Source organism: Lysobacter capsici (assembly GCF_018732085.1).
GTDB classification, from domain to species: Bacteria; Pseudomonadota; Gammaproteobacteria; order Xanthomonadales; family Xanthomonadaceae; genus Lysobacter; species Lysobacter capsici_A.
On record NZ_CP076103.1, the window covers coordinates 1,480,537 to 1,507,196 of the forward strand.

The following is a 26,660-nucleotide window of genomic DNA, read 5'->3' on the forward strand; positions in this document are numbered from 1 at the left end:
TTGCCTGCCCGATGCGCTCGATCGACAGCGTACGTACGATCACGGATGTTCCACCGTTCCCCGCGGCTCTCTTCACCGGATGAATGACATGGTTTTCAGCGTTTCTACCCGCTCCCTGCTGCTTGCTTGTTTTGCGCTTGCGGCGGCCCTCGTGCCCAATCTGTCCCAGGCCGCCGATCGGTATTGCGCCAATCGCTACATGCCGTTGAACCAGGAGTCGGCATGCTTCAAGACCAAGGCTGAGGCAGAGCAGTTCATTCGGACCGAACCGGCCACGCCGAGTGGAAACTCGTTGCTGGAGTTGAAGTCGACGACGGCGGGCGGAGGGAATTTTTCGGAAACCTATGCCGTCAAGCCGGTGGCTCCTACGTTCTATGGAGACTATTACGTAGCCGACGACGAGTGGGGCAAGGGCCGTGGTTGCAGCTCGAACGGTGTATCTCAACCGAATGGGCAGATCGCTTGCGACGACGAAGATAAATTGGCGGCTGACATCAACGCCTCGTATACAGTTCCGGTCCTGGATCACTATTACGAGGGTTCTTACAATCTTGAGAATGGCCCTGGTTGGGGAAACAGTGGGCAGTACGTCTATTTGCGGCGTGACTATCTGTCGAGCAATCCGAGCGTGCGCAAGTACTTTGCAAGACTGTCCAGCACTGCTCTCAGGTCTTGGAGCGTTCGACGCACGGATTGGTTCAAGTGCCCGGAATTATTCAAGGGAACATGGGCAAACCCCAACGTCGACAAATGGCCGTACGCGTGCGCCAACACTTCGCGTGGCGAAATCTACTGGAAATCCGCTCAGCACGACTCATGCTGCAAAGATGGCAATCCCGCGGTCGCTGCAACCGGCAACAAGGAATATCGCGAATCCGATTTCGACTGGGAAGGTGGCGCATTCTCGCGCGCCTACAACTCGATCAACGACCTGGTTCTGCAGTCGGGCCTGACCGATAGCTGGGCGCATTCGTTTTCCACCCGACTCATGATGTCCGCCGGCGCGCCGCAGATATGGATCACACCCGAAGGTTATCTCGAAGCGCTGAAGTTCGATTCGACCACCTCGTCCTATGCGTCCACCAACCGGCCCGGCGTCGTCCTGGTCAAAGAGTCCGATGAGATCGCCGCACAGCGTGGCCGCTGGCGTCTTTCCGCGGCTTCGCAGGGCTTGCAATGGTTTAACGACAACGGGCGCTTGGTCAGCTTCGATCGCGCCGGTCGAGCGTTCTTCCTCGATTACTGCACCGACAGCGATGTCCAGTCCGGAACCTGCCTGGCTGCTGGCGACCTTCTCAGGGTCAGGAGCCCGTCAGGCCGCTCACTCAGCTTCGTCTATGCCGCCGCGATAGCGCCGCAACTCGATGACAACGGCGTCCGTCTCGCGCGCATCACCGCCGACGGCGTGGTTCTGGCTGAATATGTTTACGATGGCTCGGGGCGCCTGACCCATGCGAGCAAGGCGGGCGACGGCGCCGGCGAGGGCAGGGAATATCTCTACGCCGAGGCCGGCCATCTATGCCGCAACGCCGCCGGCACCACGGTGCCAGGATGCAACGTCGTCAATTTCAGTCATCACCTGACCGGCGTCATCGACGAGAACGGACAACGCTACGCGACCTACGATTACGACGAATTCGGCCGTGTCGTGATCAGCGATCACGCGGGCGGCGCCGGTAAGGTCACGTTGACCTACGACGCTTCGGGCGGGACCACGGTGGCGCTGCCGACGGGGTCGACCAAGGCCTATACCTTCTCCACGGAGATTTTTCGCCAGCCGACCAAGGTCGCGATGTCCGTCACCGACGGGTCCGTGGCTGGAACTGATACAGCGTTCTACACCGGGAACCGTCGACAATGGAGCCAGGACGCGCGTGGCATGCGTACCCAGTACACCTACGATTATTTTCACGAGCTTACGCGCAAGACCGGCCTCACATCAGGAGGTGCCGCAACGGCGTTTGCTCGTACCACTCAGACGGATTGGTTTCCCTCCTACTCGCTGCCGAGCGAACGACGCATTCTGGACAACGCCAATGCGTTGGTCGCCAAGTCGAAGTGGACCTACAACGATCGCGGCCAAGCCCTGACGTCGACGCAGGTCGATCCGGCCACCGCAATCGAGCGAACCGTAACCACGGCGTACTGCGATCCCAGCGACGTGACGGCCGGCATGTGCCCGGTCGTGGGGGCGGTCAAGTCGGTCGATGGTCCTCGCTCCGACGTAAACGACGTCGCCAGCTATACCTACTACGCGAACGATGACGCCGCGTGCGCCACGTCGCCGGCGACCTGCGCCTACCGCAAGGGCGATCTGTGGAAGATTACCAACTCGCTGGGACACGTTACCGAGTTCCTGCGCTACGACTACAGCGGCCGTTTGCTGTCCAGCAAGGACGCCAACGGTGTCGTCACCGATATGGAGTACCTGCCGCGCGGTTGGCTGGCCAGCACGAAGGTGCGGGGCACGAATCCAAGCTCCGAAACCGATGACGTGATCACCCGCTACGAATACGACCTGATCGGGCAGGTCAAGAAAGTCATCCAGCCCGATGGCGCGTTCATTCGCTACGAGTACGACGCGGCGCATCGCCTGACCGACATCTACGACAACGCCGGCAACCGCATCCACTACACGCTCGACGCCGCCGGCGCGCGGACCAAGGAAGACACCCGCGACAGCAGCGGCGCGCTGAAGCGCACCTTGTCGCGAATCTACAACCAACTGGGTCAGCTCAAAACCGCCAAGACGGCCTACGATCACCCGACCGGCTTCACCTACGATGCCAGCGGCAACGGCGATGTCACCACCGACGCCCTGGGCCGCAAGGTCGACAACGATTACGACCCGCTCAACCGTCTGGCCAAGACGCTGCAGGACGTCGGCGGCATCAATGCGAAGACCGAGTTCAAGTACGACGCACTGGACCGCATGACCAAGGTCACCGACCCGAAGAATCTCGATACCACATACTCCTACAACGGCTTCGGCGATCAGGTGCAGCTGACCAGTCCCGACACCGGCGTATCGACCTACACCTACGACAGCGCCGGCAATCGCAAGACCGAAACCGATGCGCGCAACATCACGCGCACCTACAGCTACGATGCGCTCAACCGACCGACCGCCGTCGCGTACCCGACCACCAGCCTCAACGTGGGTTATGAGTACGACGCCGTGCCCACCGTTTGCGCGGCGGGCGAGACCTTCGCCAAAGGCCGCTTGTCGTTGATGACCGATGCGAGCGGCAGCACCCAGTACTGCTACGACCGCTTCGGCCACATGGTTCGCAAGGTGCAGACCACCAACGGCAAAGTGTTCGTGGTGCGCTATGCGTACACGCTGGCGGGGCAGCTGAGCAGCCTGACCTATCCCGACGGCGCGGTCGTAACGTATCAGCGCGACGCGCAAGGCCGCATCAGCCAGATCGACACCAAGCGCGCGGTCGCGGGCGCGACGACCGAGGTGCTGTTGAGCCAGGCCACGTATCACCCGTTCGGCCCGACCGCGGGCTGGACCTACGGCAACGGCCGAACCTTCGCGCGACCGGTCGATCTGGATTACCGCACCACGGCTGTCATCGATCCGTCCGCCGGCGGCCTCTCGGTCGGCTTCGGTTTCGACGCGGTCGGCAATATCGACAAGCTCACGCCGGCTGGTGCGACCAATGCGCTGTTGACCTTCGGCTACGACGCGCTGAATCGATTGACCGCGTTGCGCGACGGGCCGAGTAACACGGCGATCGAGGCGTATACCTACGATGCCACCGGCAACCGCCAGAGCGTCACCACGGCTAGTGGCACTAAGACGTATACGTACCCGGCCGACAGCCATCGTCTGACTCAGGCTGGTCCGGATAGTCCGCGTAGTTATGACGCTAGTGGTAATTCCATTCAGATCGGCGGTAACAGCTTCGTCTACAGCGATGCCGGCCGTAGCAGCGAACTTAAACAGGGTGCGACGTTAGTCCAGACTTACCAGTACAACGGCCGGGGCGAGCAAGTTCGTAAGTACACGGCCTTGAATGATAGATACATAATCTATGACGAAGCTGGTCATTGGATAGGCGAATACGGCAGTAACGGCATTGCGATTCAGCAAGCGATCTGGATGGATGATTTTCCCGTTGGTCTATGGGCGAGTGGCGGCGCGCAACAAGCGCTGCACTATCTCGAGCCGGATCATCTGGGTACGCCGCGGGTGGTGATCGATCCCATTCGGAATTTAGCTGTTTGGAATTGGGACTTGAGGGGGGAGGCGTTCGGCAATAGCCCGCCAAATCAGGATCCCGATACGGATGGGCAAGCTTTTACTTTAGATATGCGCTTTGCTGGTCAGGTATTCGATTCAGCTAGCGGGTTAAATTTTAACTATTCAAGATATTATGATTCAAGCGCGGGAAGGTATGTTCAAAGCGATTCTATTGGATTAAGCGGAGGCATTTCAACCTATGCTTATGTAGATGGGTCGCCATTAATTATGGTCGATCCTTACGGCTTGGCGGGCGTGGCCGCGTGGCAATCTGCGCCGGCCGCTCCTCCATCCAACTGGTCATTGGTTGGCGGTGCTGCAGGACGAGCCGGGTGGGTAGGTCTTGCCGGCTGGGCTGGGTGGCAGGTTGGCAGTTACATTCATGACAGAAACGCTAGTGCTATATCCGATCTGTTATCTGTAGCGGCGGATAACTGCCGATTCGATTATTATTGTAGATACTTGGAGGCGCAGATTAAAGCGGTTGCCTTTGAGGTTAGGCAACGTTACCTCGCGGCGCTTTCCGACAGAAATAACTTATTCATTATTGCGTTTTCGGTTAAAGCTGACGGCATGCGTAGAAAAGGAACTTGGTTAGGTCATAAGCAACAGTTTGAAGGTAAGCAGAAGCAACTTTTTGATCTAATAAAAGATGCGATATCTAAAGGTTGCCGGGTTTCATCAGAGGACATCACGTTAGCCACTGCTAATTTTCCTGATGCGCCATTGCCGAGGTGATCACATGTTTGGTGGCGTGGACAAAATGGCTGATGCGTGGTTGCTTAGGTTAAAAAAAATCACTGGTGGAGAGCTGGATTCACGGTCGGATGGTGTGGATGAAACTGACTGGGTTTTGCATCAGTTGCAGGCAATAATAAGCAGGGACAAGAACTTTGATTTGATTGTTGAGTTTGTGAACAATGTTCTTGAAAAAGATTCAAGTGAATATGTCATGGATAATTTGGCGGCCGGTCCAATTGAATCGATGATTTTTAAAGATGAAGCTATGGCTGTGAGGGTAATTATCGGCGCAGCAAAAAAAAATGATGCCTTTAGGCGGATGCTTGATGGGGTATGGCAAAATAATGTTTCCAGTGAGTTTTGGGCGTTAATTTTGAATGCAAAAAAATAGGATGCGTAGCGGCGGTAATTAATGCATGGGGTATGCAACAAACAGGGGTCAGAGTGAACTTTCGAAAAAATCCACTCTGACCCCTATTTGTCTGCCGCTCACGGTGATGTTCGCCAGATCTAGGCTGAAGCGAGCAAAATAGGGGTCAGAGTGGCCTTTTGGAAAAGCTCCTTCTTTCCCCTGTCAGTTCGCTTGGGGCTCAGGCGGCGCAGGGCTTGGAGTTCGGGTTCAAGGGGCCGACAGGGTGGTCTCCATGTTCGCCGAGGCTTCGCGCTGGCAGGTACGGGACGATAGGGTTCTGACTCATCGTCGTTTCTTGGGGGGTGTCAGATTCACCGGGACGGGCGAGCGCGGACAGCCTGGGTCGCGGTTTTGCGCGCCGAATGCGTCGTGCGGCGCAACTGCTTAGCGATGCGAAAGTTTGCGCAGCAGAGGTTTTTCCTTGCCCGCAAGGTCCAAATGCCCGAGGACGACCGTGCGAATGCCGCACGCAAGCCTCGCGAGCTTGCGCGCAAGCCAAAAGGCTCGCGACGGCGAGTGGCTGAGCCTCAAGCGCAAGGTTCATCGGGCCGAGCGCAAGGCTAAATGCTTCGCGCGCGGCCTTGTGGAGTGCGCTTGCAAGGCAAGACACCTTGCGTTCGCAAGCGGTGGAGCTCCGATCGCAAGGCTTTCTGGCTTGCGCGCAGAGGGTTTTGCTTCGCGGCTGGGACTTGCGGGGTTGCTTCGGCTATCCGCTGATGGCGCGCGGGGCGTTTTGGGGCTGCGGGCGGCCGATTGACGCCCGGCACCCGCCCAATCCGGCCCGGCGCTGAGGATCATTGAGACGGCGTCGGGATAAATCGCTTTGGACGTAGGCCGCCGGATGTTGCGCGGGGCGATCGGGGTGCTGCGGTTGGGGTTCCGCTCGGCGGCGCCGGTCTGCGCCAGCGGCGAACTTAGGCTTTGCGCTTCGACCGCCGTCACTGGCGCAGTGGCGGCCAAGAGGTATTACGACGGTGGAACGCAGGCGAGCGTGCGCTCAACCTCTCCAGCACAGAGACGAAATACGAAAATTGGGGCCAGAGCAGCTTTTCGCGGCGGCGCTATGCCAGCCGCGACTGCCGCTCAATCAAAACTTGATCCCAGCCCGCGCCCCCACATACCCAGTGAAATCCCCGGTATTCGTATCCACGCTTACCCGCCCCGTCAGCCCCACCGAGGTGCCGCCCTGGTTGAAATTCAGCCCGGTCTCGCCGGTGATGTTGCTGAGGCCATCGCGATTGAAGCCCACGTTCCCTCGCGTGTAGCCGCTGAGGTTTTCGGAGAAGTCGCGGGTCAGGCCCAGGCTGACGTTGGCGTTCTGGAACCCCTGGGCGTTGAAGTTCGCGGTGCCGCTGAAATCGAAGGCGTTGAGGTTGCCCAGGTCGAGGCTGCCCTTGACGGTCGCGCCGTAGTTCGGGGTCGCCTCGGGGCCGAACGGACCGGCGGTGGCGCTGAGGTTGAAGCTGCTCAGGTCGTTGCTGTAGCCGATGCTGCCGCTCACGGTGACGTTGGCCGGGTCCAGGCCGAAGCGGGCGTTCATGGTCGCGTCGAGCGAGCCGGTGTAGTTCAGGCCGACGTTGACGCCGACGTTGCTGATGTCGGTGTTGGCGATGTTGGCGGCGTTGAAGCCGTCGATGCTGAAGGTCGGCGAGAAGGCGTTGAACTCTTCCACTGTAGGCGGTGCCGGAGTGGCGATCGCGGAGAGGGCGACATCGGCGTAGGTGGCGTTGGTGGGAACGCCGCCCAGCGTCGTCAGTGAGGAGAAGTCGAGCGCGGGTGTGTTGACCTGCATCGCGTTGAGTTGCGATAGCGCGCTCATCGGCACGCTCAGGTCGACCGGCGCGGCTTCGACCGTGGTCAACGAAGGCGTCGGCGTGGCGTTGACCGCTGACGCAGCCGCGGCGGCTTCGGCCGCGCGTTGCGCTTCGGCGGCTTCGTTCGCGGCCTGGCTCTGTTGCGCGGAGGCGGCCGAATCGTGCGAGGAGCCCGAGACTCCGGAACTTGCGTCTGCCATGAGAGTGCTCCTTGGGACGGGGTCCCTTGAGAATCAGCCCTGATGAAAACGGTTTCTGTCAGCGCACCGTAGCAACTCCGCGGCGGCGCAGAAACCTGGGGGCGGCCCTAGTCCGGGGCGGAGCCGCCGGTCTGGCTTGATTCCGGTCCGGGGCCGCTGCGCCGTGCAACAGATTGGTCCTCGAACATGGCCGACAAACGCGTGTTCGCGTCCGTCGGATCGTTGCCTAGCGCCATCGGGCAGGCATCGCATGCGAGACATGCGTCGCGCGCAGCGCAAGCTGGGCGCCGGGCCAACCGCACAACCGACGAGCCGCACGACGAGCTTCACGAGACCCACGCGCGCACCGATCGCGACCGATCGCCTCGATCGGCACGTCCCGCTGCGCTCCCCGCGTTCCCTTTGCCCCGGCGGTGATGCCTAATAACGCGGTTCCCACGACGACACCGCAACGCGAGAGGACGACGCCGCCGGCGCATCGCCGGACCGAAACGACGCATGGTCAAGGTACTCATATTGGGCCCCCGGGCTCCCGCGGCGCTGGAGTTGGCGCGGCGCTTCGATCGTGCGGGGTGGAGCGTCCACGTCGCCGACAGCGTGTCTTGTCGCTTGAGCGCGTGGTCGCGCTCGGTGGCGCGCGCGCATCGGCTGCCGCCGCCGCGTTCGCGGGCCGGCGAGTTCGTCGCCGCGTTGACGCGTATCGTCGCCGCCGAAGGCATCGACCTGATCGTGCCGACCTGCGAGGAAGTGTTCTTTGTTTCGCGCTATCGCTCGGCCTTGCCCGATGGCGTTCGGGTATTGGTCGACGACTTCGAAACACTGCGCGCGTTGCACAGCAAGCGCCACTTCCTGGAGTTGGCACGCGACTGCGGTGCCAACGTGCCCGACAGCGCGATCGTGACCGGCATCGACGAAGCGCGCGCATGGGCGGCCGGCGACCCGCTGGTGCTCAAGCCCGAGTACTCGCGTTTCGGCGTACACGTCCGGCTGTATCCGCACGGCCTGCCGGCGGACGCGGCGCCGTTGGGGCTGGCGCAGGACTGGGTGGCGCAGCGCTATTACCACGGCACCGAGCTGTGCTCGTACAGCGTCGCCGACCGCGGGCGCTTGCTGGCGCATTCGGTGTACCGGCCGAGCTATCGATTGCGGCGCAGTTCGAGTTTCTATTTCGAACCCAGCCCTAATGCGGCGATTCGCGAATTCGTCGAGCGCTTTGTAGCCAAGATCGGATTCACCGGACAGATCTCCTTCGACTGGATCGTCGGCGATGACGGTCTGACCACCGTGCTGGAGTGCAATCCACGTGCGACCAGCGGGGTCCATCTGTTCGCTGATGACGACGCGCTGCCAGCGGCGCTGATGGGCGAAACCATGGAGTGCGTCGAGCCCAGTCGGCCTCAGCCGAAGATGCTGGCCGGGGTGATGGTCAGCGCGGGTCTGCTGCAGGCGATCGCGCAGGGCAACGTGAGGACGTGGTGGCGCGATTACCGGCGCGCCGACGATGTGCTGGCGATGGCCGGCGATCGACGCCCGCCGCTCGGCGGCCTGGTCGACATGGGCTCGTACGCGGCCACCGCGCTGCGCCAGGGCTGTAATCTGCGCGAGGCGGCGACGCGCGATATCGAGTGGGACGGCGAGCCTTTGCCGGACCTATGAAGTCGTCGGCGTCCACGCAGGTCGAATCGTTCAACGCACGCGTGCGGGCGTTCGCGCAGATCCACACGAGGATGCCATCGACCGCGTTCGCGGCCAATCTGCATACGCAGGTCGAAACGCTGAGCGCGGGCGAGGCGATGTTTCCGGTCACGGTGAACGATGCGCAGGCCGGCAATGCCTGGGTGTGTTCGCCGCACACGACCTACGGCGACTACGCACTCGAAGAAGCGGTGCGTTATGCGCCGCGCTGGCTGTCGCCGGCGTTGAACCTGCTCGGCCGCGGCAGCAAGGCCTGGCTGCGATCGGCGCAGATCGATCGCGCGGTGGCGATCAACAACTGGCTGCTGTCGACCAATCTGTATCCGCCTTTGCAGGCTGTGTCGCTGGCGAGCCTGTTGCGGCAGGCGTTGGCGCGCTGGCCCGGGCATGCGATCTGGCTGCGTTCGCTCAACGATCTCGAACATCGCGACTGGCTGGCCGAGTGCGAGCGGCTGGGATTCGCGCTGATCCCGAGCCGGCAGGTGTATGTGTTCCACGATGTCGCGCGCCTGGCGCGCGAGCGGCACAATCTGAAGATCGACCTGAAACTAGCGGCGAAGCAACCCGGCCGCGCGCACGACGGCGATATCGTCGATGCCGACTATCCGCGCATCGCTGAGCTTTACGAACGGCTGTACATGGACAAGTATTCGCGTTGCAACCCGCATTACAACGCGCAGTTCATGCGTCAGTGGCACCGTGCCGGTCTGCTGGAGTTCGACGGCTATCGCGACGAGGCCGGGCTGCTGTTGTGCATCGCCGGGCAGTTCCGCCAGGGCCACACGCTGACCACGCCGATCGTCGGTTACGACACCGACCTGCCGCAGCGCATGGGACTGTATCGCCTGCTGACGGCCTGCACCTTCGAACACGCCATCGCCAGCGGCTTCGACATCAACTTCAGCGCGGGCGCGGCGGGGTTCAAGCGCCTGCGCGGTGGGACGCCTAGCATCGAGTACAGCGCGGTGTATATGCGGCATCTGCCTCGACCTACGCGGCGGATTTTGACGATCATCTCGGCGCTGACGCGGCGAGCCGGCGTGCCGATCATGCGCAGGTTCGAGTTGTGAGCGCGGCGGCTCGACCCGCGTCTGCGCAAACGGGGCGACCGGCATGCGCGGCGACGGCAAATCGCGGGATAATCCGGGCATGACGACCTGGCATGCCTCGCACTACGCACGCTGGTTCCCCGCGCTGTGCGCGGACCGCCTGGGCCACAGGCCGGTGGCGGTCACCGTGCTCGATCGCCCGATCGTGCTCGGCCGTGCCCGCGATGGGCGGTTGTTCGCGTTGGAAGACCGCTGCCCGCACCGGCATGCGCCGCTGTCGGCCGGGACCGTCACCGAGTCGGGCATTGCGTGTGCGTACCACGGCTGGCGTTTCGATGCCGATGGTCGCTTGTGCGAGATTCCCGGCATGCCGGCGGACTGTCCGTTACCGCAAGTGCGTGTGCGCAACATCGCCGTGCGCGAGCATGACGGCCTGATCTGGCTGCGTCTGGACGGGCGCGACCAAGGCGGGTTGCCGCGGATGCTGAGCGAGAACTCCGCGGGTTCGCGGCGGTTCCTGTGGCAGACCCAATGGCAGGCGCATGTGATCGATGCGATCGAAAATTTCCTCGATCCGATGCACACGCATTGGATTCATCCGGGCCTGGTGCGCAGCGGCGATAACCGGCAGCCGATGACGGCGCGATTCGAACCCGACGATGCCGGATTCAAGGTGGTCTATCGCGACCAGCCGCAGCAGTCGGGCCTGCTGTACCGCCTGTTCGAATCGCCGCGCGAAAGCGAACAGGCGATCTTCGACGCGCCGGGCAGCGCGCAGATCGAATACCGCTACGTCAACGGCGGGATCGTTCGCATCACCCTGCATTTCACTCCGCAGACCCGCGACATCACCTCGGTGTTCGCGACCTTGCACGTGGAAAACCGCTGGGCGCCGGCGTGGCTCGTGCGTCGTCTGGTGTGGCCGCTGCTCAAGCGCGTCAACGATCAGGACGCGCGGATACTGGCGATGCAGGCGGTCAACATGCAGCGTTTTCCCGGCGCGCGCGGCGCATCGACCCAGCTCGATCTGGTCCGGCCGTGGGTCGAAGCGTTCTGGCAGACCGGTGAAGCACCGGTCGATGAGCAGGCCCGCGAGGTGCGGATCCTGCTGTAAGGCCGATGCAGGGGCTCAGTTCAGTGCGAGTCCGTCGTTGGCTTCTTGTCCGCCGCGACCGGCGCTGAGGTCTTGTCCGACTTCATCGCCAGCCGCGTCTTCGCGCGTTCCTCTTCCGAATCCATTTCGAACTGCACCAGTTTGCTGTCGTCGCCAAACTGGAAGTCCGACCAGCGGCGCGGCACCGCCTTGACTCGCCCCGCGCGCATCGCCGGAGCCACGGTCTCGGCGCGATCGCCGAGATAGCTGCGGCCGATCTTGTCCCACAGGCCGTCTTCCAGGCTGTAGACGAAGCAGGTCGCGCCGTATTGCACGGTGTTGCACAACAGGTAGTCGTTGCGGCCGTTGCGGTCGAGGTCCGGGGTCATCAGCACGCATTGCGAATCGGCGTTCAGGCAGTCCGGCGTAGGCAGCCGTTGCGCGATCAAGGCCTGCAGCCACACCGTATCGGGTTGATCGGCGCCCGGCGCGATCTGGATATGCCGCAGCGCGGCCGCGACCGTGTCGGCCTGGGCCTGGACGCGATCGTCCATGCTGTATTCCCACCGGTTCTTCATCTTGAGCACGCGCTCGAGCTTGGCGCTTTGCTTGTCGCCGGCGAATTGCGGATCGCCGCGCAAGCTCTGCAGGGCCTCGTAGCCGCGGCGGCCGTTCTGGAAACGCAGATGGCTGAGGTCGAAGTCTTCCGCCGGGGTGCGGCCTTCGCGCAGGCGCGCGAGTTGGTCGTTGACGGTGAGGCGGTGCGGGTCGAGCAGCAGCGAGTTCGCCGCGACCGCGAACGCCATCGCCACCAGCGAGACGATCACGTTGACCCGCATCAGCCCGTGCAGCCAGCCCAGGCGCGGCCGCAGCGCGGCCCAGGCGTAGCCAAACGCGTACGCGGTGAGCACGACCGAGGCGATCACCGCCCACAGGCGTTCGGCGGTCCATCCGTACTGGCCGATGCGCAAGGCCAGCGCGTACAGCCCGAGCATCGCGTAAATCGGCAGGATCAGCAGCGCCGCTTCGACTACCCGCCGCAGCCAGCGCGGATACGGCGGCTCGCCGCTGCCGTCCTGGTACACCGCGTTGACGAACAGCACCATCACCGCGATCAGGCACATCAGGATCAAGGTCGCCGAGCGGGTCTGCCACAGCGCGTCCAGGCCGGTGAACGGCAGGCTGATCACGAACAACAGCGCGATCACCGCGACCAGCGGCAGCAGGCCCTTGAAGATCGCGAACAGGATCTGGCGCGCGACCTGCACCGGCCGTTGCTGAGTGCGGCCGACCAGCACGCCCAGGCCGATCATGATCCCGCTGGCGAGATGGATGAAGCTGCGCATGCTGAACGCATCGGCGAAGAACTGGATGCCGATCAGCTTGAACAGCACCGCGCACAGGCCGAGCACGGCCCAGCAGATGCCGACGAACACCGCGGTGAGCAGCAAGGTCAGCGCGTTCTGCCAGCCGTGTTCGAACAACTGGTGATAGGACGCGCGCCAGCGGCCGCTGTCCAGCCGGCATTGCAGATAGGGCAGGGCGACGAACAGGGCGATCGCCAGGCTCGCGCCGAACGGCCACAGCACCGCGCTGGCGTTGATGTCGGGCGCGCCTGTCGCGCTCCAGCCGGCCCACCACGCCAGCAGCAGATAGATCACGCCGATGCCGACCGCGTGTTGCCAGAATCGCGCATCGTTCAGGCGCTGCACCGACAGTATCATCATCGTCGGCACCGACAGCACGATCACGTAGCCGCACACTTCCAGGCCGCTGTCGGCGAACGGGCCGATCCGCAGCAGATACAGCAGCAGGCCCTGCAACAGCGCGACCAGGACGATGAACGAGCGCGTGGCGGAGGACAGAGTGGGAGGCGCAGTCATGCGGAATCCTTTGCGATGAGCTGGGTGAGCGGAGCATCGCGCGGCGCGCGCCGGGGCGGCGCGCATCGCGATGTCGTCCATGACGATGGGCGGGGCGTGACGATCAGCGGGTTTTCTTCGCCGCGGGCTTGGCGCTCGCGATTTTCTTAGCGACAGGTTTCTTGCTTGCCGCCGGTTTGGCGGCTGCTTTCTTGGCCGGTGCCGGCTTGCTGACGCTCTTGTTGGCGACAGTTTTGTTGACGGCCTTGGCGGGCGCGGCCTTTGCGTCGCCGGCTTTCCCCGCAGTTGTTCCCGCGGACTTCGAAGCAGGTTTCAGCGACGCCGCCTGCTCCCGCGCACGCCGCCAGTACGGCTTGAGCTTGTCGATGCGCTGATAGGCCGGGCAACTTTCGCGGTGCGCGCCGGGCAGGTAGCTCAGGCTCATCAGGAATTCGTTGGTGATCTCGCCGCCGGTGAAACGGAAGGTCTTCTTGAACAGCTTGATCCAGTCGGCCTTCTCGCGCGGCCGGCCGTCGAGCAGTTGATGCGCGTCCAGCCATTGCGCGAAGCCGCCGTGGCTGGCGCGCAGGCCCTGGATCACCTGGGCGTTGTGGATCGCCGCATCGACCTTGAGCCGGTTGCGGATGATGCCGGCGTCCTCGAGCAGGCGCAGGCGCTCGGCCTGTCCGTACGCGGCGACCTTGTCGACCGCGAAACCGTCGTAGGCGCGGCGGAAGCCCTCGCGCTTGCGCAGGATGGTTTCCCAGCTCAGCCCGGCCTGGTTGATTTCCAGGATCAGGCGTTCGAACAGGTCTGATTCGTCGCGTTGCGGGAAACCGTACTCGCGGTCGTGGTACTCGCCGTGGACGGGATGGTTCGGGGCGATGTTGCAGTAGCCCGACATGAAAGCCTCGAAGGAGCGCGCTCGAACCGGCGCGGCACTGGATTGTCGGCGCGGCGCGCGGGCGAATCCAGTGGCGTGCGGACCCATGGGCCGTAGACCGCCATGGATCGCCGCGAAGCCCGACCCCGGCCGCTCACGCCGGCTCACGCGCCGCGCGGGCGAGATATTTCCAGGCCTGGCCGGATTCGGCCGTGCCCGGACCGACCCCGTCACGGCGGACATCGGTCCGAGGCCGAACCCCAAGCTGCGCGCCAGCACCCGTTTTCGCGGCCCGCAGCCGCGCCCGGCACGTTAGAATGGGGCATGCCCGTGATGCCAACGCCCCTTGCCAATCAGGTCCTGATCGCGCTGTCCGCGCTGGCCGATACCAATTTTTCGCGCAGCGTCGCCTTGATCTGCCAACACGACGACGACGGTGCCATGGGCATCGTGGTCAATCGTCCGTCGGAATACACGCTCGGCGAAGTGTTCGGACAGATGGGCGTGGACGGCGGCGACGAATCGCTGCGCGCGCAGGTCGTGCTCGCCGGCGGCCCGGTTCATCCCGAGCGCGGCTTCGTCCTGCACGACGGCGGCACCCGCTGGGATTCGACCCTGGTCATCGGCAGCGGCCTGTACCTGACCACCTCGCGCGACATCCTCGAAGCCATGGCCGCCGGCGAAGGCCCGGACAACGCCGTGGTCGCGTTGGGGTGCGCCGGCTGGGGTTCGGGCCAGCTCGAACACGAAATCACCGAGAACGATTGGCTGACCGCGCCGGCCGACGCCGAGCTGCTGTTCGAACTGCCGCTGGACGCGCGCTGGCAGGCCGCGGCCGGCCGCATCGGCGTGGACCTCGCGCATCTGGCCGATTACGCCGGGCACGCATGAGCTCCGAGCCTGGCCATTCGGGCCAATCGACCATCCGCAGCGACGGCACGGTGCTCGGATTCGATGTCGGCGCGCGCCGGATCGGGGTCGCGGTGGGCAGCGCGTTCGGCTATGGCGCGCGTGCGCTGGCGGTGATCGATGTCCACGGTGGCGGCCCGGATTGGGGCGCGATTGATCGCGTGCTCAAGGAATGGCGCCCCGATGGCTTGATCGTCGGCGACCCGATGACGCTCGAAGGCGGCGATCAACCCGCGCGCGTGCGCGCGCTCAGCTTCGCCCGGCAATTGCGCCAGCGCTACAAACTGCCGGTGGTGATGGTCGACGAGCGTTCCAGCTCGGTCGAGGCCGCGCACCGTTTCGCCGCCGATCGCGCCGAAGGCCGCAAGCGCCGCCGCGACGCCGAAGCGCTGGATGCGGTGGCCGCGGCGGTGATCGTCGAGCGCTGGGCCGCTTCGCCCGGCGACGCCACCGATATCGACCTGCTTCCGCCCTGACTTACAGCCCGCTCCCATGAACTCCTCCGTTTCCCCCGCCGGTTCGCGCCATCTGCTGAGCCTGCGCGACAGCACGCGCGAATCGCTCGACGCCTTGTTGATCCGCGCGCAAGCCTTCGCCGAAGGTCATTACGACAGCCGCGCGCTGGCCGGCATCGCGGTGTGTACGTTGTTTTTCGAACCGTCCACGCGCACCCGCCTGAGTTTCCAGCTGGCCGCGCAGCAGCTCGGCGCGCATGTGCTGAACTTCGACGCCTCCACTTCCTCGACCAGCAAGGGCGAGACCGCGCTGGACACGCTCAAGAACATCGAAGCGATGGGCGTGCGCGGTTTCGTCATCCGTCATCGCGAGGACGGCGCGGTCGCCGCGCTCGCCGAGCAGGCGCGCGAAGGCACCTGCCTGGTCAATGCCGGCGACGGACGCAGCGCGCATCCGACCCAGGGCCTGCTCGACATGCTGACCCTGCGCCAGGCCAAGGGCGCGGATTTTTCCGCGTTGCGCGTGGCGCTGATCGGCGACGTCAAGCATTCGCGCGTGGCGCGTTCGGACCTGCAGGCGCTGCGCGCCCTGGGCGCCGGCGAGATCCGCGTGTGCGGCCCGGCCGCGCTGTTGCCCGACGACGGCACCCTGGATGGCTGCTTGGTCACCCAGGATTTCGATGCCGCGCTCGATGGCGTGGACGCGGTGATGATGCTGCGTCTGCAGCGTGAACGCATGGAAGAAGGCCTAGTCGCCTCGCTGGACGACTACCACCGCGACTACGGCCTGACCGCGACGCGCCTGCGCCGCGCCGCCGCCGACGCGGTGGTGATGCATCCCGGGCCGATGAACCGCGGAGTCGAGATCACCGATGAAGTGGCCGACGGCCCGCAGTCGTTGATCTTGACCCAGGTCGCCAACGGCGTGGCGGTGCGCATGGCGGTGCTGGAAACCCTGCTCAAGGGCTGATTTTCGTCGCGTCGGGTTGATGCGGCGGCTTACCTGGATATCGACATGATCGTGAAAGACAGCAACGGCACCGTGCTCGCCGATGGCGATTCGGTGCTGCTGATCAAGGACCTGAAAGTGAAAGGCACCTCGGTGACGCTCAAGCGCGGCACGCTGTGCAAGAACATCCGCCTGACCGATGAGGAAGACGAGATCGAGTGCAACGTCGACAAGGTCAAGGGACTGGTGTTGCGGACTGAGTTTTTGAAGAAGGCTTGAATGGTTTGAGTGGGGGCGCGCCTGCGTGCGGTTGCGCGTGGCGAGGCAAGGCAGGAGCAAATCCCCCTCAATCCCCCTTTTTCAAAGGGGGAGGACAAGCACGGGTTACAGGTGTGTGTCGCAGACGTCCGTCGGTCGAGCCGGTGAAGCTACCCGGTGACAGCTGATTTCCGAGAAGACTTCCCCCTTTGAAAAAGGGAGGTCGAGGGGGATTTGCTTTTCAGTCCCCGGCCGACATCACCGCTTGCGCTGCGCAAACACCCACGGCCACAACTCCGCCGTCGCATACGCCGGGTCCCAGGAATTGTGGTCGGCATCGGGGAATTCGGTGTAGCGCACGTCGGCGCCGGCGCGCTTGAGCGCGGTGCTCATGTCGCGCGAGTAGCGCGGCGGGACCACGTCGTCCTGCGCACCGTGGAAAATCCAGAACGGGATGCCGCGCATTTTCTGCGCGGCGGCGTCCAGGCTCAAGGCGCCGCCCAGTGCGGCGATGCGTTCGGCGTCGTAGGCCTTCGGCGGGTCGTAGCCGCCGCAGATCGGCACCACCGCGGCGAAGCGTTCGGGTTGCATCAAGGCCAGTTCGTAGCTCGCATAACCGCCCATCGACAGGCCGGTCAGCACGATGCGTTTGGGATCGGCGTTGAACTCGGCCTGGGCGCGGTCGAGAATCTTCAGCGCGGTGCCGGCGAAACGGTCGGCATCGATTTGGTCGGTGTGCATCTGCGGGAACACCACGATCGCCGGGAAGTCGTCCATGCGTTCGCGGATGATCGGGCCGAGCCCGACCGCGACCTGCTTGCGGTTGTCGTCGCCGCGTTCGCCCGAGCCGTGCAGGAACAAGATCAACGCGGGCCGTTCGCCGCCGGCCTTGAGCGAGGGCACGAACACCTGATAGCGATGCACGACGCCGTGGTCGAGGACCAGTTCGCGGCTCAGGAAACGGCCGTGTTCGCGTGAATCGGTCATGGCGGAGGACTCCGGAGGCGGGGTTCGCCGCGACGGCGCATGGCTGCACGCGGCGATCAGCGCGATCGAAGCGGACCACAACAGCGCGGCGGCGAATCGCAGCGGGCGGCAACGGCGCATCGGCATCCTCCGGGCGGACTGTCCGCATCATCGGTTGCAGCCGTCAACGATTCAAGCGCGGGCCGGTTGACCGTCGCTTGCACATTGGGACGATGGCGCCACGATTCGCAACAATGCGGGCCGGTTCAGGTCAATGCGGCGAGACGTTCATGCAACCGCTGCTGCGCCGCCAGGATCGCTTCGGCGCTGAGTTGGAACTTGCGCTTCGGCGCGCTGTTCGCGTTCCAGGCGAAACGACGCCACAACGCCAGCGGCACGCCGTTTTCGACGCTCCAGCCTTGCAGACGGCGCAGCAGGGTTTCGGTGTAGGCGTACAGGGCCAGCGCTTCGCGCACCTCGGCGTCGCGCATCAGCGTGCCGACTTGCGATTCTTCGAGCAGGCGCTCGTGTTCGAGCGCCAGTGCATCGAGGCAATCGCGCATGCGTCGGTCGGCGCGGCGCTGGTCGCCGTTGCTGAGCGGGCGCGAGCGCAGACTCGGTGCATGGATGAACCAACTGCACATCTGGCAGAAGCAGTGCGCATCCGGCGAATACCGGCGCAGGGCCGGCTCGGCGACCAGGCGATGGCCGTCGCTTAGGTAACTGGCGAACAGGTTGCAGAACTCCGTCAAATGCTCGCGCTGCGGACGCGCCTCGGGCGGGAATTCGGCGTAGTGGCGTTCGATCCATGCGGCGGCCGCGCGCGGATCGTCGGCATAGGCGTGGGCGGCCTCGAACGCGATGAAGCCGCGCTGGATGCCGTCGGCCATCCACCGCAGGAGCGCGTAGCTGCGTGCCTGGAGGTCTACGGCGTGTTCGAGGGTTGCGGGTTGAAACATGCGCGCAAGCTTAGTGCGCGGGTTTGCGGGCGGCGATGCCGCCGGTCCGGGTATGAGCGGCTGGGGTTGGGGCGATGGTTCGGCCGCCCTCACAACCGTCATCCCCGCGAAGGCGGGGATCCAGAGACTTCAGCGTCATGCCTGGATGAAGCCCTGGATCCCCGCCTTCGCGGGGATGACGAGCTTGGGGATGACCGGTTTCGGGATTACGAGTTCAAAGATGCTGAGCTCGAAAATGCTGAGCTTGAAGATGACCTGCTTGGAGGCGACGGGCCAGGATCAAGCGGTTGCGGATCGCACACTGCGCGATGCGCCTACGACCCGGGCCTGATGCTTCAATGCAACAAGATCAACGTCGCCAACCCCAGGAAGCTCAGGAACCCCATCACATCGGTCAGCGTGGTCAGCATGACGCCGCCGGCCAGCGCCGGGTCGAAGCCCAGCCGCTTGAGGGTGATCGGCACCAGCACGCCACCGGCGGCGGCGGTCAGCATGTTGATGGTCAGCGCGGCGCCGATCACCAGCGACAGGCCGGGCTGGCGGAACCAGATCAGCACGACCACGCCGAGGATGATGCCCAGCACCAGGCCGTTGATCAGCGCGACCGCCAGTTCCTTGCGCAGCAGCACGCCGAGGTTGGAGGCGCCGATCTGGCCCAGGGCGAGGCCGCGGATCATCAGCGCGAGCACCTGGGTGCCGGCGTTGCCGCCCATGCCGGCGACGATCGGCATCAGCGCGGCCAGCGCGACCAGCTTGGCGATGGAGTCTTCGAACTGGCCGACCACGCTGGAGGCCAGGAACGCGGTGCATAGATTGATCGACAGCCAGATCAGGCGACGGCGGAACGCGCGCCGCACCGGGCTGAACAGGTCTTCGTCCTCGTCCAGGCCGGCCGCGCTGAGGGCCTGGTGTTCGGCCTCTTCGCGGATGATGTCGACCACGTCGTCGATGGTGATGCGGCCGAGCAGGATGTTGTTGTCGTCGACGACCGGGGCGCTGATCCAGTCGTGATCGGAGAACTGGCGCGCGACTTCGCTGGCGGTTTCGCCGACGTCGATCGCGGGTTGTTCGTCGTCGATCAGTTTGTTGATCGCGCTGCCCGGTTCGTGGGTGAGCAGCGCGGCCAGGGCGATGCGGCCCAGGTATTGATGGCGGCGGCTGACCACGTACAGGTGATCGGTGTGCTCGGGCAGTTCGCCGCGCAGGCGCAGGTAGCGCAGCACCACGTCGATGGTGGTGTCGGCGCGCACCGTCACCACGTCCGGGTTCATCAGGCGGCCGGCGGTGTCTTCCGGGTAGGACAGGACTTGCTCGAGCCGCTCGCGGTTCTCGCGATCCATCGACTTGAGCACTTCGTCGATGACCGTGTCGGGCAGGTCTTCGACCAGGTCGGCCAGGTCGTCGATGTCGAGGTCTTCGACCGCGGCGACGATTTCGTCGGTGTCCATGTCCGCGAGCAGGCTCTCGCGCACTTCCTCGCCGACGTGGACCAGGACCTCGCCGTCGTCCTCCGGATCGACCAGGCCCCAGACGATGACGCGCTTGCCCGGCGGCAGCGATTCGAGCAGGTTGCCGATCTCGGCCGGCGACAGGGTGTTGACCAGCCGCCGCACCGGACCCAGCCGACCGCTGTCGAGCGCGTCGGAAAGCAGGCGCAGCTGACGTGCGGTCTTGTCGTGGCGGACGGCTTCGGCCAATGCGGTACTTCCTGGCGGGTGACGGACGCGGCCACGAAGCCGGCGGGGGTCAGACGATCACCCCGCCATTATCTCTTGTGCCGCTGTCAAAGCCCAGTCTAGAAGCCCGGCGCGCTATGCGCAGTGACGACGCACGGACGCGTATGTGGCTCGCGCAGGGCGTCGTGGTCGGGCGCTTCAGGTTGCATGTGCGCGAACGATGAGCCGGTCCGGCGTGCTTTTCCGAGTCTTGTAAGGCAGCCCAGATGCGCGCCGCCGATGAGGCCTTGCCCGGGAGGGAACCGCCCCGTTGTTCACCGTCATTGAAGACACCTGCTCATCCATCTCGGACCGGCTGGTCGCCGATTCGAATCACTGCCTAAGGACGATGTCATGAACAAGCTTTTGTTGATCGCCGCCGCTTTGCTGCTCGGGGCTCCGCTGCTCGCCTCGGCGACGGCGTATGTGCCGCGGCCGTCGTATGCCGGGGTGTACCAGACCTACAACCCGACGATCACCGACTATCTCTATACGACCAACTACCCCGAGTCCTATGCCTCGCTGTCCAACGGCTACACCAGCCAGGGCATGCCGTTCTACATCGAACAGACCCCGCAGGCGCATACGATCCCGCTGCACCGCTACTGGAAGGGCGCGCCGAGCACCGAGCACGTCTACATCACGCCCGACCAATACCCGCAGGACCTGGTCAACGTCACCAGCGCCGGCTACACCTACCAGGGCATCGCCGGTTACATCTATCCCAAGTCGCTGGTCGACAATCTGGCGCCGCAGTTGCTCGGCGGAATGGTCCCGCTGTATCGCCTGGCCAAGTTCAATGGCAACAACAACGATCTGCAGCACAAGTTCACCATCTCCGAGACCGAGAAGAACACGCTGATGGCCGATGGCTGGAGCTTCGACCACGTCGAGGGCTACGTGCCCCGCTGGACGGTCAACGCGCAGTTCCTCGGCGGCTATCCGGCCTTTACCGGCGGCCACGTCATGACCCGGCGCTGCGGCCCCAGCGGCCCGTGCCCGGGCGGCGCTTCGTTCCGCAACGGCTACAACGGCTACAAGTTCGTCAACTCGACCACCAAGCCGGCCGGCAAGACCACCCAGGTCATGACCTTCGATCTGTTCACCCCGGACTATTTCGCCGCCGGCCAGACCGATCACATCGCGATCGGCCTGCACGGGCACTGGAACATCGATCTGGGCAATATCGACAACGCATCCAACCCGGCCAACAACCATCATGCGCTGGGCGTCATCATCGGCGCCTCGTCGTGCGGCATCAACGTGCGGGTCGAAGCGTTCTGGCCCACCGGCAACAGCCTGTCGGCCTGCAACGGGCAGGGCAACCTGCTCAGCAACCAGACCTACCGTTTCCGCATCGCCGTCACCGACGCGGGCATGATCAGCTACACCGTGCACAGCATCAGCCCGAGCGGCATGGTCATCGCCCAGGTCGCCAGCGACGTGGTCAACGGCAACACCTTGTTCACCGCGCCGGGTTACGGCTTCCCGGCCGCCGATACCGGTTATTTCATGGTCCAGGCCACGATGGACCAGGCCGATTACTCGGTGTACTTCAGCAATCTCAACGTGACCTGGCAATAAGCGCCGACGTATGGGGATGCGGCGGAAACGGGCCTTCGGGCCCGTTTTCGTTTGCGGCGGTTGTCGTGTGTGGTGCGAGGGCCGCGCGCATCGCGCGGCGGCGGGCTCAGGCCTTGAGCCAGGCTTCGATGCCCGCGCGGTCCTTGGCCCGCAACAGCGCGGGTGCGCGCTTGCGCAGCGATTCCAGGTCGAGGCCGCGGATCGCGCGGCGCAGTTCCAGCAAGGTCGCCGGATGCAGGCTGAATTCCTCCAGGCCCAGCGCCAGCAGCAGCGGCGCGAAGTTGGAATCGCCGGCCATTTCGCCGCATACCGCCACCGGCTTGCCGCGCGCCTTGGCCAGCCGGATCACGTCGCGGATCACCCGCAGCACCGCGGGGTGCAGCGGGGTGTACAGATCGCTGAGCGCTTCGTTGTTGCGATCGACCGCGAGCAGGTACTGGACCAGGTCGTTGGTGCCGATCGACAGGAAATCGATCAGGCCGATGAAGCCGGGCAGGGCGATCGCCGCGGCCGGCACTTCGATCATCGCGCCCAGCGGCGTGTGCTCGGCGATCTCGTGGCCTTGCTTGCGCAGGTCGGCGGCGACTTTCTTGAGCAGCTTGCGGACCGTGCTCACTTCCTCGGTCGAGCTGACCATCGGCACCAGCACCCGCACCGGGCCGTAGCCCGAGGCGCGCAGGATCGCGCGCAACTGGGTTTCGAGCAGGCCCTCGCGCGCCATCGACAGGCGCACGCCGCGCACGCCCAGCGCCGGGTTGGGTTCGTCGCGCAGCGCCAGGCCGGTCTTGTCGGCCTTGTCGGCGCCCAGGTCGAGGGTGCGGATGGTGACGGTGCGGCCGGTCATGCCGAGCACGACGTCGCGGTAGACGCGGAACTGTTCGTCCTCGTCGGGCAATTCGTTGCGCTGCAGGAACAGGAATTCGGTGCGGTACAGGCCCACGCCGGCCGCGCCGAGCGCATGCGCCTCAGCCACGTCCTCGCGCGATTCGGCGTTGGCGTACAGCTTGATGTCGACGCCGTCGAGGGTGCGGGTGGGTTCGCGGCGCAGGCGGTGCAGTTGCTTGCGTTCGCGCGCCAGCTCGCGGGTGCGTGCGCGGTGCGCGCGCAGGTCTTCGGCGTTGGGTTCCAGGATCACCGTGCCGGTGCTGCCGTCGACCACCAGCGCATCGCCGTCGTTGATCTTCAGCAGCGCGTGCGCGGTGCCGACGATCAGCGGCAGATGCAGGCTGCGCGCCAGGATCGCGCTGTGCGACAGGGTGCTGCCGGCGGCGGTGACGATCGCCATGACCCCCTGCGCCTGCAACTGCGCCAGTTCGGCCGGGGCGACGTTGTCGGTGACCAAAATCTCGCCGGCAACCCCCGAGGTATCGTGATCGCGGCGATGCAAGGCCGCATGGATGCGCCCGATCACCTGATCGATATCGTCCACGCGGCTGCGGAAATACGCGTCGTCCATCGCCTCGAACACCGAGGCGATGCGGTCGCGCTGCAGGCGCAGGGCGTAATCGGCGGCGTAGTGGCCGGTGCGGATCAGTTCGTCCAGGCCCTGCAGCAGTTCGGGGTCGTCGAGCAGCAGCGTGTGCAGGTCGAGGAACTCGCCGACTTCGTGGGCGAGCGCGCCGTGCAGGCGGTCGCGCAGCGCGTGCATCTCGCTGCGCACGATGTCGATGGCGGTGTGCAGGCGCGCGAGTTCGGTTTCGACCTGATCGGCGCCGATGCGCTCCTCGGCGACTTCCAGCGCGTGCGGCAGGCGGACCCGGGCGCGACCGAGCGCGCTGCCTCTGGATGCGCCGTGACCTTGGAATAGCTGCCGCATGCGCGCCCCCGGCTCAGCTGTCTTCGTCGAAGCGACGATCGAACAGCGCCGTGACCGCCTCGGCGGCGTTGGCTTCGTCTTCGCCCTCGACCCGCAGCTTGACGTGGGTGCCCTGGCCGGCGGCGAGCAGCATCACGCCCATGATGCTCTTGGCGTTGACCTCGCGGCCCTTGGCGGTGAGCGTGGCGTTGCTGCGGAAACCCGACAGCACCTGCACCAGCTTGGCGGTGGCGCGGGCGTGCAGGCCCAGTCGGTTGGAAACGGTGAGTTCGCGTTCGATCATGTCGGGGTCCTCAGGCAATGGTCAAACGCATCGTGCGTGGCGGTGCGGGTGTGCGTTGTCGCGGTCGCGTCGTGCGGTTTCAGGTCTTCCAAACAGGGGGTTCCAGCGGTGTGGTGATCGGGGGGCTTGCGCTCAGGCATCGTCGAGTATCACACCGTTGCGGGCGCCGGCCGCGGCGACCGCGGGCAATCGGTCCAGTTCGAGCTCGGCGTAGTTCATGACCCGCAGCAGCATCGGCAGATTCAAGGCCGATACGCGCCGCACCGGCGTGCCCAGGCGCGCGACCCGCGCGGCCAGGTTGCTCGGCGAGGCGCCGTACAGATCGGTCAGCACCAGCACGCCGTCGCCGTCGTCGACCCGGCGCAGGGCCGCGCTCGCCGCCGGCAGCAGGCTGTCCAGATCGGCGTCGAACGGCACCTCCAGCGCCTCGGTGCGCAGCGGCAGCGGATTCAACAGGCGTTGGGCGACCGACAGCAGCGCGCTGCCGATACCGGAATGAGTGATGAGAAGGACGCCGACGGACATGGCTCCAACTTAGCAGAGCACGGTGACAGGCCGGAAGCTCCCTGTGCGGCGTTTGCGCGTCCGGCCGCGTTCTCGATCGGGCGCCGGTCCGGTGAATGCGCCGTGGCGCGTGGCGATTGCGGGATTTCCGGGCGAACCGATGGCGTTGTTGCGCCACTGGAACAGCGTGTCGGATGCGCGCGGGTTGGATAGGCGAGTCATGCGCAATGGGGTGCGCAATGGGGACGGCGCCCCGCGATCCCGCTTGGTTTCCCGCATGCGGTATTTCGCGAGTGGTTGGGGCGGGCACGAAAAACGGGCAGCCGCGCGGCTGCCCGTGGGGTGGATCGGACCGCTGCTTACTGCTTGGGCGGCGTCTGGCTGTCGGCCGGCGGCGGCGGTGCGTTCGGATCGGTGGGCTGCGGGTTGGCCGGCGGCATGTCGTTGGGCGGGGTGTCGGCCGGTGGCGGCAGTTCGCCCGGCGGCGGGGTGTCGGCCGGCGGCGTGGTGGCCGGAGCCGTCGTGTCGCTCGGGGCCGGGCCGGCGGCGGTCGGCTCGGCGGGCTTGTTGCAGGCGCTCAGCAATCCGGCGGCGAGCAACGCGCTCAAGATCGCGGCGAGCGGGCGTGGACGGGGCATGGGAATGTTCATCGGAATCCTTTGCTGATCGGATCAGCGCTGTGTGGGAGACGGGGCGTCGCGGCAGGTTTACGACGCGGGTTTATTTTTCGTCGACCACCTTGCCGCGCTCGGTCGGCTTGCTCTGCCCGGCCTGGTACTCGGTCTGCGACAGCGCGCCGTCGCCGTTGAGATCGTGGATCGAGAAATTGGCGGCCAGGCGCGCGTCGAGCGCGGCTTCGTCGCGGCTGATCTTGCCGTCGCCGTTGGCGTCGAGTTCGGCGAAGGTGGCCGGGCCGATCGCATCGTTGGGCGCCGGCGGGGTGCGGCTGTCGCCGCGCTGGTCGTTGACCGGCGGCTCGGTGCGCTGCATCGACGTGCCGGGCGGGGTGGTCGGGCTGTGCTGCGCGAACGCGGTCGCACTCAGGCTCAGCGTCGCAACGGCGAGCAGCATGGGGCTCAGTAGCGGTCTCAGTGTCTGGCTGAGGCTGCGGGTCATGGGGTTCATGTCGCGGCTCCGTAGCGGTGGAAGGCCGGAGATTGGTCTCCGTGCGATTCGACCCTACGTGGACGGATGCAAGCATCGCGGCATGGCGATGGGAAAATTTCGTAAGTCGAGCCGTGCGATGCGCGAACCGGCTTACGGATGGTTCAGTCCGGCGTCGTGTTCGTGCATGACTACGCGCATCGCCGTGCAGGCGATATGCGTGATCCGCTCGATGGGGCAGACAGCGCGATCGCGGCAGCGCGATTGCGCCTGACCTCAATCCAGCTCGCGATGATGCACCGCGACTTCGTTCCAGCCGCGCGTGCGCGCGTGCTCGGCCAGGCGTTCGGCCAGATACACCGAGCGATGGCGGCCGCCGGTGCAGCCGAAGGCGATGGTCGCGTAGCTGCGGGTGCTGTCGGCCTGCAGGCGCGGCAGCCAGGTGTCGAGGAACTGGCTGATCTGCTCGACGTACAGATTCACGTCGGCCTGCGCTTCCATGTAGTCGCGCACGCCGCCGTCGCGGCCCGACAGCGGGCGCAGCGCCGGATTCCAGTGCGGATTGGGCAACGCCCGCGCGTCGAACACGAAGTCCGCATCGGCCGGCACGCCGCGGCGGTAGGCGAAGGATTCGAACAGCAGCGACATGCCCGCTTCGCCGCCGAGGCCGAATTCGGTGATGACGTGGCGGCGCAGCTGATGGATGTTGAGCTCGCTGGTGTCGACGATCGCATCGGCGATCTGTCGCAGCGGCTTGAGCACCTGGCGTTCGAGCGAGATCGCATCGGCCAGGGCCAGTCCGAACTGGCTCAGCGGATGGCGCCGGCGGGTGTCGGCGTAGCGCTTGAGCAGCACCGCGTCGCTGGATTCGAAATACACCAGCTTCGGGTCCGCGCCGAGCGCGCCGACCGCCGACAACCACTCGGGAATATTCGCCAGATCGCTGTGGCGGTTGCGCACGTCGATGCCGACCGCGAGCTTGGTCGGCATGCCGTCCTCGGCCTTGATCACGTTCTGCACGAACTGCGGCAGCAACTCGGCGGGCAGATTGTCGACGCAGTAGAAGCCCAGGTCCTCGAAGGTGTTGAGCGCCACCGACTTGCCCGAGCCGGACATGCCGCTGACGATCACCAGGGTGAACATGCTCGGTTCGAGCA

At 65.1% G+C, this 26,660-nt stretch carries 21 protein-coding genes and 2 pseudogenes; 11 read left to right on the forward strand and 12 right to left on the reverse strand.

Annotated elements, in window-relative coordinates; all coding sequences use genetic code 11:
* Positions 1-88: 88 nt before the first annotated feature.
* Complete coding sequence (locus tag KME82_RS05990) at positions 89-4,990, forward strand: RHS repeat-associated core domain-containing protein (protein ID WP_252255640.1); 4,902 nt, start codon at positions 89-91, stop codon at positions 4,988-4,990.
* 4 nt (positions 4,991-4,994) lie between these two features.
* Positions 4,995-5,384, forward strand: a complete 390-nt coding sequence (locus KME82_RS05995; RefSeq protein ID WP_215497717.1) for a DUF6869 domain-containing protein — start codon at positions 4,995-4,997, stop codon at positions 5,382-5,384.
* A 1,108-nt stretch (positions 5,385-6,492) separates the two neighbouring features.
* Here KME82_RS05995 and KME82_RS06000 read toward each other — a convergent pair.
* Positions 6,493-7,419, reverse strand: coding sequence for a hypothetical protein (locus KME82_RS06000; RefSeq protein WP_215497718.1), 927 nt, complete (start codon positions 7,417-7,419; stop codon positions 6,493-6,495).
* Between the two features lie 498 nt (positions 7,420-7,917).
* On the opposite strand from KME82_RS06000, the gene KME82_RS06005 reads away from it, so the two are divergent.
* The 3 genes from KME82_RS06005 to KME82_RS06015 all read left to right on the forward strand — a co-directional run bounded on the left by KME82_RS06005 (position 7,918) and on the right by KME82_RS06015 (position 11,277).
* A complete protein-coding gene (locus tag KME82_RS06005) occupies positions 7,918-9,075 on the forward strand; it encodes an ATP-grasp domain-containing protein (protein WP_215497719.1) in 1,158 nt (385 codons plus the stop codon).
* Positions 9,072-10,184 (forward strand): GNAT family N-acetyltransferase, encoded by a 1,113-nt coding sequence (locus KME82_RS06010; RefSeq protein ID WP_215497720.1) that lies wholly within the window; start codon positions 9,072-9,074, stop codon positions 10,182-10,184. Before KME82_RS06005 ends, KME82_RS06010 begins: the two co-directional genes overlap by 4 nt.
* Positions 10,185-10,263: 79 nt before the next feature.
* Positions 10,264-11,277: an aromatic ring-hydroxylating oxygenase subunit alpha gene (locus tag KME82_RS06015; protein WP_215497721.1), complete on the forward strand. Its 1,014-nt coding sequence runs from the start codon at positions 10,264-10,266 to the stop codon at positions 11,275-11,277.
* Positions 11,278-11,297: 20 nt separating this feature from the next.
* Here KME82_RS06015 and KME82_RS06020 read toward each other — a convergent pair whose 3' ends face one another.
* Both KME82_RS06020 and KME82_RS06025 read right to left on the reverse strand, forming a co-directional pair.
* Entirely contained in the window at positions 11,298-13,139 is a 1,842-nt protein-coding gene (locus KME82_RS06020) for a DUF4153 domain-containing protein (protein ID WP_215497722.1), read from the reverse strand.
* Positions 13,140-13,455: 316 nt separating this feature from the next.
* A pseudogene (locus KME82_RS06025) lies at positions 13,456-14,022 on the reverse strand (DNA-3-methyladenine glycosylase I); the annotation flags it as partial.
* Positions 14,023-14,325: 303 nt separating this feature from the next.
* Here KME82_RS06025 and KME82_RS06030 point away from each other — a divergent pair.
* From KME82_RS06030 to KME82_RS06045, 4 genes and pseudogenes are all read left to right on the forward strand, one after another.
* A complete protein-coding gene (locus KME82_RS06030) occupies positions 14,326-14,892 on the forward strand; it encodes a YqgE/AlgH family protein (protein WP_036102347.1) in 567 nt (188 codons plus the stop codon).
* Complete coding sequence (ruvX, locus tag KME82_RS06035; protein ID WP_215497724.1) at positions 14,889-15,386, forward strand: Holliday junction resolvase RuvX; 498 nt, start codon at positions 14,889-14,891, stop codon at positions 15,384-15,386. The genes KME82_RS06030 and ruvX overlap by 4 nt, the downstream gene beginning before the upstream one ends.
* Positions 15,387-15,402: 16 nt before the next feature.
* Positions 15,403-16,335, forward strand: a complete 933-nt coding sequence (locus tag KME82_RS06040; RefSeq protein WP_215497725.1) for an aspartate carbamoyltransferase catalytic subunit — start codon at positions 15,403-15,405, stop codon at positions 16,333-16,335.
* Between the two features lie 48 nt (positions 16,336-16,383).
* Positions 16,384-16,593, forward strand: a pseudogene (locus KME82_RS06045) (alkylphosphonate utilization protein); the annotation flags it as partial.
* 237 nt (positions 16,594-16,830) lie between these two features.
* Here KME82_RS06045 and KME82_RS06050 read toward each other — a convergent pair.
* Positions 16,831-17,559 (reverse strand): prolyl oligopeptidase family serine peptidase, encoded by a 729-nt coding sequence (locus tag KME82_RS06050; protein ID WP_215497726.1) that lies wholly within the window; start codon positions 17,557-17,559, stop codon positions 16,831-16,833.
* Here KME82_RS06050 and KME82_RS06055 point away from each other — a divergent pair.
* Positions 17,558-17,749, forward strand: a complete 192-nt coding sequence (locus KME82_RS06055; RefSeq protein WP_215497727.1) for a hypothetical protein — start codon at positions 17,558-17,560, stop codon at positions 17,747-17,749. The two genes, KME82_RS06050 and KME82_RS06055, sit on opposite strands and share 2 nt — an antisense overlap.
* A 55-nt stretch (positions 17,750-17,804) precedes the next feature.
* Here KME82_RS06055 and KME82_RS06060 read toward each other — a convergent pair whose 3' ends face one another.
* Both KME82_RS06060 and mgtE read right to left on the reverse strand, forming a co-directional pair.
* Positions 17,805-18,497, reverse strand: a complete 693-nt coding sequence (locus tag KME82_RS06060) for a hypothetical protein (RefSeq protein WP_215497728.1) — start codon at positions 18,495-18,497, stop codon at positions 17,805-17,807.
* A gap of 335 nt (positions 18,498-18,832) precedes the next feature.
* Positions 18,833-20,194: a magnesium transporter gene (gene mgtE / locus KME82_RS06065; protein ID WP_056117139.1), complete on the reverse strand. Its 1,362-nt coding sequence runs from the start codon at positions 20,192-20,194 to the stop codon at positions 18,833-18,835.
* A gap of 372 nt (positions 20,195-20,566) precedes the next feature.
* Here mgtE and KME82_RS06070 point away from each other — a divergent pair, with 372 nt between their 5' ends.
* Positions 20,567-21,796 (forward strand): hypothetical protein, encoded by a 1,230-nt coding sequence (locus tag KME82_RS06070; protein ID WP_215497729.1) that lies wholly within the window; start codon positions 20,567-20,569, stop codon positions 21,794-21,796.
* A 106-nt stretch (positions 21,797-21,902) separates the two neighbouring features.
* On the opposite strand, the gene ptsP is transcribed toward KME82_RS06070, so the two are convergent.
* From ptsP to rapZ, 6 genes are all read right to left on the reverse strand, one after another.
* Positions 21,903-23,612, reverse strand: a complete 1,710-nt coding sequence (gene ptsP / locus KME82_RS06075) for a phosphoenolpyruvate--protein phosphotransferase (RefSeq protein ID WP_215497730.1) — start codon at positions 23,610-23,612, stop codon at positions 21,903-21,905.
* A 13-nt stretch (positions 23,613-23,625) separates the two neighbouring features.
* Positions 23,626-23,895 carry an HPr family phosphocarrier protein gene (locus KME82_RS06080; RefSeq protein ID WP_036102321.1) on the reverse strand — a complete coding sequence of 90 codons (270 nt, stop codon included), beginning with the start codon at positions 23,893-23,895 and terminating at the stop codon, positions 23,626-23,628.
* Positions 23,896-24,027: 132 nt separating this feature from the next.
* Positions 24,028-24,420 carry a PTS sugar transporter subunit IIA gene (locus KME82_RS06085; protein WP_215497731.1) on the reverse strand — a complete coding sequence of 131 codons (393 nt, stop codon included), beginning with the start codon at positions 24,418-24,420 and terminating at the stop codon, positions 24,028-24,030.
* Between the two features lie 338 nt (positions 24,421-24,758).
* On the reverse strand, positions 24,759-25,037 hold the full coding sequence (locus tag KME82_RS06090) for a hypothetical protein (RefSeq protein WP_215497732.1): 279 nt from the start codon (positions 25,035-25,037) through the stop codon (positions 24,759-24,761).
* A gap of 82 nt (positions 25,038-25,119) precedes the next feature.
* Positions 25,120-25,524, reverse strand: a complete 405-nt coding sequence (locus tag KME82_RS06095) for a hypothetical protein (RefSeq protein ID WP_252255641.1) — start codon at positions 25,522-25,524, stop codon at positions 25,120-25,122.
* 255 nt (positions 25,525-25,779) lie between these two features.
* Positions 25,780-26,646, reverse strand: coding sequence for an RNase adapter RapZ (gene rapZ, locus KME82_RS06100; protein ID WP_036102735.1), 867 nt, complete (start codon positions 26,644-26,646; stop codon positions 25,780-25,782).
* Between the last annotated feature and the right edge of the window lie 14 nt (positions 26,647-26,660).

Coding starts and splice junctions, on each gene's coding strand:
- ptsP (WP_215497730.1), bottom strand. CDS start 23,612: ATGCGGCAGCTATTCCAAGGTCACGGCGCATCCAGAGGCAGCGCGCTC.
- KME82_RS06055 (WP_215497727.1), top strand. CDS start 17,558: ATGGCGGAGGACTCCGGAGGCGGGGTTCGCCGCGACGGCGCATGGCTG.
- ruvX (WP_215497724.1), top strand. CDS start 14,889: ATGAGCTCCGAGCCTGGCCATTCGGGCCAATCGACCATCCGCAGCGAC.
- KME82_RS05995 (WP_215497717.1), top strand. CDS start 4,995: ATGTTTGGTGGCGTGGACAAAATGGCTGATGCGTGGTTGCTTAGGTTA.
- KME82_RS06010 (WP_215497720.1), top strand. CDS start 9,072: ATGAAGTCGTCGGCGTCCACGCAGGTCGAATCGTTCAACGCACGCGTG.
- KME82_RS06030 (WP_036102347.1), top strand. CDS start 14,326: ATGCCCGTGATGCCAACGCCCCTTGCCAATCAGGTCCTGATCGCGCTG.
- KME82_RS06085 (WP_215497731.1), bottom strand. CDS start 24,420: ATGTCCGTCGGCGTCCTTCTCATCACTCATTCCGGTATCGGCAGCGCG.
- KME82_RS06090 (WP_215497732.1), bottom strand. CDS start 25,037: ATGCCCCGTCCACGCCCGCTCGCCGCGATCTTGAGCGCGTTGCTCGCC.
- KME82_RS06060 (WP_215497728.1), bottom strand. CDS start 18,497: ATGTTTCAACCCGCAACCCTCGAACACGCCGTAGACCTCCAGGCACGC.
- KME82_RS06050 (WP_215497726.1), bottom strand. CDS start 17,559: ATGACCGATTCACGCGAACACGGCCGTTTCCTGAGCCGCGAACTGGTC.
- KME82_RS06005 (WP_215497719.1), top strand. CDS start 7,918: ATGGTCAAGGTACTCATATTGGGCCCCCGGGCTCCCGCGGCGCTGGAG.
- KME82_RS06040 (WP_215497725.1), top strand. CDS start 15,403: ATGAACTCCTCCGTTTCCCCCGCCGGTTCGCGCCATCTGCTGAGCCTG.
- KME82_RS06000 (WP_215497718.1), bottom strand. CDS start 7,419: ATGGCAGACGCAAGTTCCGGAGTCTCGGGCTCCTCGCACGATTCGGCC.
- rapZ (WP_036102735.1), bottom strand. CDS start 26,646: ATGTTCACCCTGGTGATCGTCAGCGGCATGTCCGGCTCGGGCAAGTCG.
- KME82_RS06095 (WP_252255641.1), bottom strand. CDS start 25,524: ATGAACCCCATGACCCGCAGCCTCAGCCAGACACTGAGACCGCTACTG.
- KME82_RS06020 (WP_215497722.1), bottom strand. CDS start 13,139: ATGACTGCGCCTCCCACTCTGTCCTCCGCCACGCGCTCGTTCATCGTC.
- KME82_RS06015 (WP_215497721.1), top strand. CDS start 10,264: ATGACGACCTGGCATGCCTCGCACTACGCACGCTGGTTCCCCGCGCTG.
- KME82_RS06070 (WP_215497729.1), top strand. CDS start 20,567: ATGAACAAGCTTTTGTTGATCGCCGCCGCTTTGCTGCTCGGGGCTCCG.
- KME82_RS05990 (WP_252255640.1), top strand. CDS start 89: ATGGTTTTCAGCGTTTCTACCCGCTCCCTGCTGCTTGCTTGTTTTGCG.
- KME82_RS06080 (WP_036102321.1), bottom strand. CDS start 23,895: ATGATCGAACGCGAACTCACCGTTTCCAACCGACTGGGCCTGCACGCC.